The sequence below is a fragment of the Planktotalea sp. genome (genome assembly GCF_049680325.1).
In the GTDB taxonomy this organism is placed as follows: domain Bacteria; phylum Pseudomonadota; class Alphaproteobacteria; order Rhodobacterales; family Rhodobacteraceae; genus Planktotalea.
On the sequence record NZ_JBAUHO010000017.1, the window covers coordinates 1 to 12,089 of the forward strand.

General features: G+C 57.3%; 10 protein-coding genes and 1 tRNA gene. 5 read left to right on the top strand and 6 right to left on the bottom strand.

Going from position 1 to position 12,089, the window contains the following annotated elements:
• Together WBC85_RS00770 and WBC85_RS00775 are read right to left on the bottom strand one after the other, a co-directional pair.
• Nucleotides 1–431 (bottom strand): hypothetical protein (locus tag WBC85_RS00770; RefSeq protein WP_424432779.1); only part of this gene is annotated, 431 nt, incomplete at its 3' end.
• 57 nt (nucleotides 432–488) lie between these two features.
• Complete coding sequence (locus tag WBC85_RS00775; RefSeq protein ID WP_424432780.1) at nucleotides 489–1,673, bottom strand: cytochrome P450; 1,185 nt, start codon at nucleotides 1,671–1,673, stop codon at nucleotides 489–491.
• 61 nt (nucleotides 1,674–1,734) lie between these two features.
• Between WBC85_RS00775 and WBC85_RS00780 the strand changes: the two genes are divergently transcribed.
• From WBC85_RS00780 to WBC85_RS00800, 5 genes are all read left to right on the top strand, one after another.
• Nucleotides 1,735–3,426 (top strand): sensor histidine kinase, encoded by a 1,692-nt coding sequence (locus tag WBC85_RS00780; protein WP_424432781.1) that lies wholly within the window; start codon nucleotides 1,735–1,737, stop codon nucleotides 3,424–3,426.
• Entirely contained in the window at nucleotides 3,423–4,640 is a 1,218-nt protein-coding gene (locus tag WBC85_RS00785) for a sigma-54-dependent transcriptional regulator (protein ID WP_424432782.1), read from the top strand. Before WBC85_RS00780 ends, WBC85_RS00785 begins: the two co-directional genes overlap by 4 nt.
• Before the next feature lie 282 nt (nucleotides 4,641–4,922).
• Complete coding sequence (locus tag WBC85_RS00790; RefSeq protein ID WP_424432783.1) at nucleotides 4,923–5,924, top strand: DctP family TRAP transporter solute-binding subunit; 1,002 nt, start codon at nucleotides 4,923–4,925, stop codon at nucleotides 5,922–5,924.
• A 151-nt stretch (nucleotides 5,925–6,075) separates the two neighbouring features.
• Entirely contained in the window at nucleotides 6,076–6,756 is a 681-nt protein-coding gene (locus tag WBC85_RS00795; protein ID WP_424432784.1) for a TRAP transporter small permease, read from the top strand.
• 4 nt (nucleotides 6,757–6,760) lie between these two features.
• On the top strand, nucleotides 6,761–8,137 hold the full coding sequence (locus WBC85_RS00800) for a TRAP transporter large permease (protein WP_424432785.1): 1,377 nt from the start codon (nucleotides 6,761–6,763) through the stop codon (nucleotides 8,135–8,137).
• A 66-nt stretch (nucleotides 8,138–8,203) separates the two neighbouring features.
• Here WBC85_RS00800 and WBC85_RS00805 read toward each other — a convergent pair whose 3' ends face one another.
• The 4 genes from WBC85_RS00805 to glpX all read right to left on the bottom strand — a co-directional run bounded on the left by WBC85_RS00805 (nucleotide 8,204) and on the right by glpX (nucleotide 12,005).
• On the bottom strand, nucleotides 8,204–8,941 hold the full coding sequence (locus WBC85_RS00805; protein WP_424432786.1) for a DUF1624 domain-containing protein: 738 nt from the start codon (nucleotides 8,939–8,941) through the stop codon (nucleotides 8,204–8,206).
• Nucleotides 8,942–9,110: 169 nt separating this feature from the next.
• Nucleotides 9,111–9,185: transfer RNA gene (locus tag WBC85_RS00810), tRNA-Glu, on the bottom strand.
• Between the two features lie 102 nt (nucleotides 9,186–9,287).
• Nucleotides 9,288–11,030: a single-stranded-DNA-specific exonuclease RecJ gene (recJ, locus tag WBC85_RS00815; RefSeq protein WP_424432787.1), complete on the bottom strand. Its 1,743-nt coding sequence runs from the start codon at nucleotides 11,028–11,030 to the stop codon at nucleotides 9,288–9,290.
• Between the two features lie 3 nt (nucleotides 11,031–11,033).
• Nucleotides 11,034–12,005, bottom strand: a complete 972-nt coding sequence (glpX, locus tag WBC85_RS00820; protein ID WP_424432788.1) for a class II fructose-bisphosphatase — start codon at nucleotides 12,003–12,005, stop codon at nucleotides 11,034–11,036.
• Between the last annotated feature and the right edge of the window lie 84 nt (nucleotides 12,006–12,089).

Sequence of the window (12,089 nt, forward strand, 5' to 3'; positions counted from 1 at the left end):
CCGACACCCATTGCGTAGTCTTCCCAAATGGCAAGTCGGCCTTTGCGCGGCGCATTGACGGTTTCATAGAGCGAGAGCCACAGCGCAGCGGTGCCCGGCTCGTCCGTGCCGCGCAGGTAGATTGTCAGGTTGACGGGCGTTCCAAGCTGGCTACCCGTGCCAGGGGTCAGGTACACATCGCTACCATAACCCCATTCAGTGCGCCCCAAAGGGATATGGTTCAGGCCAACGGCGTCGATCATGGGGGCGATGCGCAGCAAGAGATCATCGCAGAGCGCATTGACGAAATCCACGCGCGTGAAGCTGACGCATTGGGTGATAATGGTGTCAAAGCCGGCGGCTTTGGCTGGATCGAGGACACGTTCTTGGGCGCTAAGCGCGGGGGCCAGCAGGAGCGGGCAGATAGACAGGGTTTTGAAAATATTGCGCATCGGTAATCTCATTTGACTAAGGGCTGCGCGTATTGGGCCTTTTGAAAGCGGACCCTGTCAATCGTTTGCTGAGAGCATCAGGCGTTCTAATCCGTGGAAATGGTAGAGATTGGCGTACTTCGGGGCCTCTACAATGCGCATATCGGGAAACCGCGCAAAGAGCTTGGGGATTGCGATTTGCAGCTCGAGGCGGGCCAGGGGGGCGCCGACGCAAAAGTGGATGCCGCCGCCAAAGCTTGTGTTGGTTTGCACAGGGCGCGCCGGATTGAAGCGCTGCGCGTGCTCCCAGACGGCTTCATCACGATTGGCCGCGCCAAGCATGACGGCGATTTCATCGCCGCGCTTGAAAACGCTGCGCCCTATTTCGACGGTTTCATAGCAATAGCGGGTAAAGATATGCAAAGGCGGATCAAAGCGGATGATTTCCTCGACAGTTGCTTCAATGTGGCTTTCATCGAGAAAGACTGGATCAACCTCTTCTTCGAGCAGGGTTTTGACGCCGTTGCCGATCGTGTGAACTGTTGCTTCGTGGCCTGCGTTGAGCAGCAGAATGCAGGTTGAAATCAATTCCTCCGTGCTGAGTTTTTCGCCGTCCTCTTCTGCGGCGATGAGTTGCGTGATGAGATCGTCCGCCGGCTTGAGACGTTTTTCAGCGATATAGCTGCGGATGAAGGCTGCGAAATCTGACGCGGCCTGAGCCGCGCGTTCTTCAATCGCGCGGTCGCGCCGGGCCTGATACATGGCAACCATATCGTTGGACCATTGCAGAAGCTGGGCGGCCATGTCTTCGGGCACGCCGAGGAGACGACAGATGATGATTATCGGAATGGGCGTTGCGTAGGTTTCTATAAGATCGAACGGTGCATCACCCGGAATCTGATCGAGCAGTTCATCGCAAAGCGTTGCGATTTCAGGTCCAAGGCTTTTGATCCTGCGCGAGGTGAAAGCGCGCAGCACAAGGCTGCGCAAACGTTTGTGGCGCGGCGGTTCCAGCTCTAGCATGGAGTGTGCTTCAATCGCGTAAAAGGGTTCGAGATGCGCGGGAAAACTGACAGGTTCCAGCGGTTCACGGCCAAAACGGCGATCCCGCAGAACCGCGGTGGCAATGGTATTGGAAAACACGGCCGTCATGCCATAGGCGGGCCAATATTGCACACTGGCCTGCGCACGGGCCACCTCATAGGCAGGATACGGGTTTTGCACGAAGGCGGGATCGGTCGGGTTTTGTGGCCAGTTTTGCATGTTCCCAGCATTGAAGCGAGTGACTGGCCTTTGCAAGCCATGGCGATATAAGCAATGTGATATGAGACAGATTTTGCGCCAACGCGCGTTGATGATTCTGGTTTTTCTGGCGCTTGTTGCGGCCTTGGCGGGCGGCATCTGGCGCTATGGCTATGTGCAGGCGCTGGAACAGTTGGAGCAGCGCGGACAGGCGGATTTGCGCTTGGCGGGTGACAGGCTGACACGGAATTTGCAGCGCTTTCAGGAGTTGGTTGTTTTGCTGGCGGATCACCCGACGCTGGCACAGGTTCATTCAGGTGGAAGCCGATCGGGGGCGCAGGCGTTGTTGCTGGAAGCGGCAGATAAAACCTCGGCGCGCAATCTGATTTATGTGGACGGGGCTGGCAAGGTATTGGCTGCGGCCCAGCCTGATATTCCCGATGATCTTGCGGGCTCGGTCTATTTCCGCCGCGCGATGCAGGGGGCGCTTGGCGCGCATCATGACGTGACCGGGCCACAAAACCGACGGTCCTATTACTTTGCGACGCCGAGTTTTGGCGCGGGCAAGCGCGCGATAGGGGCGTTGATCGTAATAATTGACGTAGAGGCGATCGAGTTCGATTGGCGCGGCGGGCGTCCTGCGGTGTTTTTTACTGATGATGCGGGGGAGGTATTTGTTTCTAACCGCACGGAGATGCTGCTTTGGTCAAAGGCGGGCGAGACGAAAGGGTTTTCGGATCAGAATGGAGAGCTTCAAAAGCGCGCGCAGCATTATGTTGGTCCATATGAGTTATGGCGCATTGATTGGGGTCCATATTTGCCCCAGCGTGCGCTGCATCTGGAGCTGCCATTGCCAGTTATTGAGCTGACCGGAGAGGCGTTGATTGATGTCACGCCAGCGCTGCGCCTTGCGGGATTGCAGGCGGCTGTCTTTGCGGCGCTCAGTCTTGCGGTCGGGGCGCTGTTGTTATTGGTGATGGAGCGCCGACGCGTGTTGGCGTTGCAAAATGCCAAGCTGGAAGCGCGTGTTTTAGAGCGCACCGAAGAGTTGCGCGTGATGCAGGGTGAATTGGTGCAGGCGGGCAAGTTAAGCGCGCTTGGGCAAATGTCGGCAGGGATCAGTCACGAATTGAACCAGCCTTTGATGGCGATCCGCTCGTTTGCGGAGAATAGCACAAAATTTCTGGAGCGCGGGCAGGTGGATGTGGCGGCGGACAATCTGGTGCGAATTTCCGAGCTGGCGCGGCGTATGGGGCGGATCATCAAGAACCTTCGTGCTTTTGCGCGAAATGAAAGCGAAGCGATTGCGACGGTGGATCTGGTTGGCATCATCGAGGGCGCGCTTGATCTGAGCGCTGCGCGTCGGCGCGAGCGCGATGTCGGTTTGCAATGGGACCCGCCGCGCGGCCCCGTTCTTGTGCGCGGGGGCGAGGTGCGATTGGGGCAGGTGTTTCTTAACCTGATTACCAACGCCTGTGATGCGATGGAGGGGCGCGGCGAGCGCAATTTGTCGATTACGATCATCAAAGGCAACGCGCGCGTTCGCGTCGAGGTCGCCGACACGGGCCCGGGAATTGATGCGCCTGATCGCATTTTCGATCCGTTCTATACAACGAAAGAGGTGGGTGCATCGGAGGGGATGGGATTAGGTCTGTCGATTTCCTATGGTCTGGTGCAAAGCTTTGGCGGCGATATCAAGGGCGAGAACCGTGAGTGCGGCGGCGCGCTTTTCACGATAGAACTTGATGCCGCGCAACTGGACGAAAACACATGAGAAAAGTTCTACTGGTTGAAGATGATGCCCCAGTGCGCGACGCGCTTGCGCAAAGCTTGATGCTTGCAGAGTGCGAGCCATTGCCGGCGGGTTCTTTCGTCGTGGCCAAGGATTATATCGCGCGCGATTTTGACGGGGTCATTGTCTCGGACATTCGCATGCCGGGGCGCGACGGGTTTCATTTATTGACCTATGCACAGCAGATTGATCCGGATTTGCCGGTGATCTTGTTGACAGGTGAGGGCGACATCCCGATGGCCGTGCGCGCCATGGGGGAAGGGGCGTTCGGTTTTTTGGAAAAGCCCTGCGCGCCAAGTGATTTGATGGCTGTTGTCGAGCGCGCCTTGAAGACACGGGCGCTTGTGCTGGAAAACCGCGCGCTCAAGAAGCAACTTGAAAGCGGTGATCCTGCTGCACGGTTGATCTTTGGTGTTTCTGAAAAGGCAGAATACTTGCGTGGACAAGCGCGCGCGGTTGCCCATTCCGGCACTGACGCGCTGATAACAGGTGCGCCCGGCACTGGCATATCCAAAGTGGCAGAGGTGGTGCATTTGTGCTCGCCCGCCGCGCGTGCGCCTTTTGTGAAACGTAGCGGGGCAGGTCTTGATAGCGCTGCGCTTGAACGCGCGCTGGAGGATGCTGCGGGCGGCACGCTTTTCATTGATGATGTCAGCGCCCTGCCTGCGCAAACCCAGTTTGTTTTGATGGAGTTGCTGGACAGTGGCAGCACGGTGCGGGTGATTGGCGGCGGTGCTTCGATTGGTGCTCTTGAGGGTGCGCTACATCCAGAACTGTTCTACCGTCTTGAGGTCGGCCGGGTGCATATCCCGTCTATTGCCGAGCGCCCAGAAGATATTCCCGTGCTGTTTCGTCACTATGTTGCGCAGGCGGGCGAGCAGTCGGGCATTGCCCCGCGTGACATAAGTTCAGAGCATATGGCGGGCCTTATGGCGCAAGACTGGCCTGGAAATGCGCGTGCCTTAATGAGCGCTGCCATGCGCTTTGTGCTTGGCATGAACGCGCCTGTTGCTGCGGGCGAGGGGCTTGGGCTGTCCGAGCAGATGGCGCAGGTCGAGCGCGCCCTTTTGATTGCAGCACTAGAGCGCCAAAAAGGACGCGCCAGCGCCGCGGCTAAGGCGCTGAAGCTACCGCGCAAGACATTTTACGATCGTCTTGCGCGATATGGCATCAAGCCAGACGATTATCGCAGGTAGGGATTATTCCCCCTGTCGTTGCACCCCCGTGCGATCCCAGTGCTCCAATCTGTGCGATTTTTCACACAGGTAGGTGCGAGGTGCGTGTGAAATGCTGCACAGTTTCATGTTACCCCTAACGTAAATCTGAAGTAATGTACTGAAAACGATGATTTTTTCGGCACATTCAGGCGCGTTCACAAAACCTTGAGCGAAACCGGATCTCGTCTCATTCTCTTTTCCGGAGGGGGGATCGAATGAGTCGGCTCCCTATTCACGATTATTCTCTGGGAGGAGACATTCATGAAACTTCTGACATCCGCCGCTATGGCACTGGCCCTCGCGGTCACAGCAAACACAGCAACAGCAGCTTGCGATGATGGCGAAATCGTCATCAAGTTCAGCCACGTTACGAACACAGACAAGCACCCTAAAGGCATCGCCGCGACACTGCTTGAGCAGCGCGTCAATGACGAAATGAACGGCAAAGCCTGCATGGAAGTTTTCCCGAACTCCACGCTTTATAACGACGATCAGGTTCTCGAAGCGCTGCTTCAGGGCGACGTTCAGATGGCCGCGCCATCCCTGTCCAAGTTCGAGCAGTTTACAAAGACGTTCCGTCTTTTCGACCTTCCGTTCATGTTCAAAAACATCGACGCAGTTGACGAGTTCCAGAACTCCGAAACAGGTCAGGCGATGAAAGAATCCATGACGCGCCGCGGTCTTTTGGGCCTCGCGTTCTGGCACAATGGCGTGACGCAGATTTCTGCGAACAAGCCGTTGAACTTGCCCACAGATGCAAACGGTCTGAAGTTCCGCGTGCAGAACTCCGAAGTGTTGAAAGCCAACATGCAAGCGCTTGGCGCGAGCCCGCAGCCAATGGCGTTCTCCGAAGTATACGGCGCATTGCAAACCGGCGTTGTGGACGGTCAGGAAAACACATGGTCCAACATCTATGGCCAGAAGTTCTTTGAAGTTCAGGACGGTATCACCGAAACAAACCACGGTGTGATCGACTATCTCGTCGTGACCAGCACGGATTTCTGGGACTCGCTTCCTGATGATGTGCGCGACCAGCTGAGCACGATCGTTCGCGAAGTGACTGAAGCGCGTAACTCTGAATCCTTCAAGGTGAACGACGAAGCCAAGCAAGCGATCATCGCGGCAGGCGGCGTTGTACGTGAATTGAACGCAGAGCAGCGTCAGGCCTGGGTTGATGCGATGAAGCCGGTCTGGGACCAGTTCATTGGTGACGTCGGTCAGGAAAACATCGACGCAGCGCAAGCAATCAATGCTAAGCACTAAGTCTTTAGCCTAGCTAAAGCATATCTGCGCCGCCTCTGCTTGGGGCGGCGCGGATTAACCCCGAACGCGGGGCAGGTTCTGATCGGGGTGTTGCCCAGTGCGGTAAACACACCAAGTCACCGGATTTCAATCATCAAGGGGGGAGCGCGCTATGTCCGCTCATTATCAGGCGAGTGGTCCAATTGGCCGCGCCGTCCATGAGATCGAAGAAAGCGCCATCGCTATCATCTTGGGTCTCATGACGATTATCACGTTTATCAACGTTATTCTGCGTTACGGATTTAATACCGGCCTTATCTGGGGCCTTGAAGCCACCAGCTACCTGTTCGCGTGGCTGGTTCTGTTCGGTGTCAGCTATGCGGTAAAGATCACAGCGCATCTGGGTGTGGACGCGATCCTCAATATTGTTTCGGCACCGATGCGGCGCGCTCTTACCTTGCTTGCCGCTGCAATCTGTATCGCTTACGCGTTCTTGCTGTTCAAAGGCGGCTGGGACTACTGGGCACCGTTCGCGGGGCTAGATTCCACAACGGGGCGCTGGTTCCCGACGGGGTTCGCCAATAGCCGCGATCAGGCATGGTATGAAACGATTGATGTTCCAATGCCCGAAATGCTGCGCTTTCTTGAAGGCTGGTTCAATCAGGGCGAAGAGTACGAAAAACTTCCACGTTTCATTCCCTACTTCATGATCCCTTTCGGGGCAGGGCTGCTTCTCTTTCGCTTTATCCAGGCGGGTGTGCGGCTTTGGAATGGGACATCACAATCCTTGATCGTCAGCCACGAAGCCGAAGACGCGGTGGAAGACGTCAAACATATGAACGCAGGAGACTGATCTAATGGAAGTCGCAATTCTCTTTGCCATGATTATCGGTCTGATGCTGATTGGCGTTCCTATCGCGGTCAGCCTCGGCTTTTCCTCGATTATCTTCTTGCTGGTGCTGAGTGATACGTCGCTTGCGTCTATCGCGCAGACGTTTTTCCAAGCGATGGCAGGGCACTATACGCTGTTAGCGATCCCGTTCTTCATTCTTGCCTCCAGCTTTATGAGTACGGGCGGCGTGGCACGGCGGATTATCCGCTTTTCCATCGCAATTGTCGGCCATTTCCCCGGCGGTCTGGCGATTGCGGGCGTGTTCGCTTGTATGCTTTTCGCGGCTTTGTCCGGTTCTTCCCCTGCCACTGTGGTTGCTATCGGCTCTATCGTGATCGCGGGTATGCGTCAGGTCGGCTATACCAAGGAATTCGCAGCAGGCGTCATCGCTAACGCGGGTACGCTTGGCATTCTGATCCCGCCATCCATTGTGATGGTGGTCTATGCCTCTGCCACAGATGTGTCTGTGGGCCGTATGTTCCTTGCAGGCGTTATTCCGGGCCTTATGGCCGGTACGATGTTGATGGTGACGATCTATATCATGGCCAAGATCAAGAACCTGCCTAAGGGCGAGTGGAAAGGCTGGGGCGAAGTTTGGGCATCCGGCATGGAAGCCGGCTGGGGTCTGTTCTTGATCGTGATTATCCTTGGCGGTATCTATGGCGGTATCTTTACCCCGACAGAGGCGGCGGCGGTTGCAGCGGTCTATGCGTTCTTTATCGCCTGTTTCGTTTATCGTGATATGGGTCCGCTTAGCCGACCCGAGGGCGAGCGCAACCTATCGCTATTGGAAAAACCCATCGCGCTGGTCACGGCATTCTTTCACAAAGACACACGCGATACGCTTTTTGATGCGGGCAAGCTGACGGTCACGCTGATGTTCATCATCGCCAACGCGTTGATCCTCAAGCATGTTCTCACGGACGAGCAGATCCCGCAGCAGATTGCAGGTGCGATGCTGGATGCGGGCTTTGGTCCAGTGGTCTTTCTGATTATTGTAAATGTGATCCTTTTGATCGGCGGTCAGTTCATGGAGCCATCAGGCCTGATCGTGATCGTTGCACCGCTGGTGTTCCCGATTGCGATCCAGCTTGGCATTGATCCTATTCACCTTGGCATCATCATGGTGGTGAACATGGAGATCGGGATGATTACGCCGCCTGTGGGTCTTAACCTCTTCGTGACTTCGGGCGTGGCGGGAATGCCAATGATGAGCGTCGTGAAAGCGGCGCTGCCGTTCCTCGCAGTGCTTTTCGTTTTCCTGATTATGGTGACCTACATTCCCATTATCTCGACGTTCTTGCCCACATACTTCATGGGGCCGGAGCTCATAACGAAGTAGCGATATGAGCTGAAAAGACATAAGCCGCGTCCCGTGAAAGCGGGGCGCGGTTTTTTTGTTCCTGCGTTAACCCGAGATAATGCGCGCCAGATAAACCGCGCCAAAGAGGACGGGTTGGTGAATCAGATAGATTGCGAGGCTATGTTTGCCGGGCCAAGACGCGATCTGAACGCGGCGATTGTTTGGGTTGATAAGTTGGGCGATCACGCTCCATTTGCCCGAGTGGGCAATCCATTGCGCCAATGCCATGCCAAGCAAGAAGACCCCGAACCAGGGAATCAGCGGAGTGTAGTCCACCATGGCAGGCATGGCTGCCTTGGTCATGCCAAGCCAGAGCCAGTTGACGTCATCGAGCAAGGGCCAATCCGTGAAATGGGGCAGGGCGACGATCAGCGCACCCAAGAGGCCAGACACCCAGAACGAGCTGCGTAGGGTAAGCAAACCCAGAATGCTTGCGGCAAACATCAGATGCAGGATGCCAAAACGCACGAATGCAGCGCCATTGGCCACATAGGTTCCAACAGACACCGCAATCGCAGCTAGGCCGATCATGATGAGGCGTCTGAGATACTTTTGAGGCTTGATCGGGCTATCTTTGGTGGCCAACACAAGGCTAACGCCCGATAGGAAAATAAAGCTGCCTGCGATAGCTTGGGCAAACAGGCGCCATTCAAGGCTGGCCATTGTGCCGCGCGGGGCGAATCCGAACAGTTCCAGATCATAGGTGAAATGAAAGATCGCCATAGCGAGCAAAGCAATGGTGCGTGCGATATCCACAAGCGCGACCCGGTGTGGTGATGCCATGTGATGCTCCTTTGGGCTGGGAGGGGCGGATCGCTGCTACGCATCGCCTGGCTTGTGTCTGGCCGCAGCAACATGGCACGCCTGGATTTATGGCGAAAGCGAAAAGGCAGCGCAGACCTGCTCTGCCAAAGCAGCGCGTCATTGAAATCGAAGGGGAAAATAACGCCAGTGGCAGCCCGTACGAGAATCGAACTCGTCTTTCCAGGTTGAAAACCTGGCGTCCTAACCGATAGACGAACGGGCCAGCATCTGGCGTGAGGCGACTTCTAGGCAAAGTCGCGAAGTCGTGCAAGAGTAAAAATCAGGTTTTTTGCGAGAAGTTTCAAAGAAATTCACGCGCTGCATTTTAAGCCTCTGCGGCGTCTTCCAAGCGCAACTGCGGGCTCTGTCGTCCGCCCCATGAATTGATCTCTAGTCGCCCTGCAAGGTGAAAGCGTTTGCCGCCATGATTCTCCAACGCAGGGCCAAGGGGGGTGTCCATTGCGCCAAAGCAAATCGCTTCCAGCCGCGCACCGAGCCCGTCGCCAAATGTGACTTTCAGGTGGGTTTCACCAACGCGTTTGGTAAAGCGGATTTCGCAATCGGGAAAGACAAAGCGCGGGGCGGGTGCGCCAGCGCCGAAGGGGCCTGCCTGTTCGATCTGCTCGATCAATTCGATCTGTGCGGCGCCAGGCATCAGGATGCTATCAAGGCGCAAATCAGCGGGGCCGGCGTCGCCAGCGCCCTGCTTTGCCATCAATTCGGACAAGCGCGCCATGGCAGGTTCCAACTGCGCGCGTGATAGCGATAGGCCCGCCGCCATCTTGTGACCGCCGCCTTTTTCGATCAACCCTTCATGGGCAAGGCGCTGGATCGCTGCGCCCAGATCGACGCCGGAAATGGAGCGCCCAGAGCCTTTGCCAACGTCCCCGTCAAAGCCGATGACAATGGCGGGGCGATGCGCGGCGTCTTTCAGGCGCGAGGCGACGATGCCAACGACACCGGGGTGCCAACCGGTCCCCGCTGCCCAAACAAGCGGGGCATCAAAGCCGCGCGTTTCGGCCTGATCGAGCGCGGCCGCGCGCACGTTGTTTTCGATCTCGCGGCGTTCTGTGTTCAGCATATCTAGCCGTTCGGCCATGGCCTGCGCTTCATGCGGGTCTTGCGTGGCAAGCAGACGTGCGCCGAGGTCGGCCTTGCCGATGCGCCCACCTGCATTGACGCGCGGACCAAGCAAGAAGCCGAGGTGATAAGAGGAGGGCGCGGTGTCCATGCGTGACACATCGGCAAGAGCGGTCAGTCCAACACGTTCGCGCCGTCCCATAACGGTAAGTCCCTGTCGTACCAGCGCGCGGTTAACACCGATAAGCGGGGCGACGTCAGCGACGGTGCCAAGGGCGACAAGATCAAGCATGTTCAGAAGGTTAGGCCCGTTTGCGTCCTCCTCGCGCAGTTGTCGACCTGCTTCAACCAGCATCAGAAAGACCACACCAGCTGCACAGAGATGGGCGAGATCACCGCTTTCATCGGCGCGGTTGGGGTTCACAACAGCAAGGGCGGGGGGCAGGGTTTCGCCGCCAAGGTGGTGGTCCAGCACAACCACATCCGCGCCCTTGGCCGCTGCAATGGGACCATGGCTGAGTGTGCCGCAATCCACGCAGATAATCAGATCATGGTCGCGCGCGAGCATGGACATGGCTTCATCGTTCGGGCCGTAGCCTTCGTCGATACGATCGGGAATATAGAGCGTGGCGGTTTGATCGAAATGGCGCAACCAATCGATGATGAGCGCGGCAGAGGTGCCGCCATCCACATCGTAATCTGCGAAGATCGCGATTTTCTGGCGGGCTTTGACAGCGGCCAGAATGCGCGCTGTCGCCTTTTCCATATCGCGCAGCGAGCGTGGATCAGGCAGCAGGTTCTTAAGGGTCGGGGCGAGGAAATCGTCGGCTTCCTCCGGCCGCACACCGCGCCGCGCAAGCACGGCGCAAATCGGGGCAGGAAGGCCGGTGGCCTGCGCTATGGCTTCGCCTTGGCGCGCAACCTCGATATCCGGGCCGACCCAGCGCCGACCCGTGAGTGAGCGCTCCACATTGAGGAACGCCCCCATGATTTAATGCGCAGTTGTCGGGTTGCGATAGCTCATGCGGCGCACAGAGCCGGTCTTTGAGCGCATCAGAAGCGTTTCGGTGGTGACATAACCAACCTCGCGTTTGATTGCGGGCAAGAGCGTACCGCCTGTCACGCCTGTCGCCGCGAAAATCACGTCCTCGGTCACCATGTCATCACGCGCATAAACGCGGTCGAAATCAGTGATGCCTGCTTTGGTGGCGCGGGCGCGTTCGTCATCATTGCGGAACAAGAGGCGACCGTAGATCTGACCCCCCATACATTTGAGCGCAGAGGCCGCAAGCACGCCCTCTGGCGCGCCGCCAGAGCCCATATACATGTCGATGCCTGTCAGTTCAGGTTCTGCGCAGTGCATCACGCCTGCGACGTCACCATCTGTAATCAGACGGATAGATGCGCCCGTAGAGCGTACTTCCGCGATCATTTCCTCGTGGCGCGGGCGCTCGAGGATGCAAACGGTAATATCGGACGGCGCGCAGCCCTTGGCCGAAGCCAGCGCCGAAACGCGCGTTGCATAGGGCATATCAAGGGTGACGATGCCTTCCTGAAAGCCCGGACCAATGGCGAGTTTGTCCATATAGACGTCAGGCGCATGCAGCATCGAGCCGCGCGGCCCCATGGCGATCACAGTCAATGCGTTGGGCATGTCTTTGGCTGTCAGTGTCGTGCCCTCTAGCGGGTCCAGAGCGATATCGACGCCCGGGCCGTTGCCTGTGCCGACTTCTTCGCCAATGTAGAGCATCGGTGCTTCGTCGCGCTCGCCTTCACCAATGACAACAACGCCTGCGATATCGAGCAGGTTGAGTTGCTCGCGCATGGCGTTAACTGCGGCTTGGTCGGCGGCTTTTTCATCGCCGCGCCCGATCAGGCTGGCAGAGGCAATCGCCGCCTGTTCGGCAACACGTGCGAGGCCGAGGGAAAGCATGCGGTCATTGAAATCAGGTGTTTTCGCCATGGAACTGTCTCTTTATCGTTTGAATGTTACCTTGGCCTAGCGACCCGTCGGGCGCAAGACAAGAGCAATGGCGCGCTTGGCGGC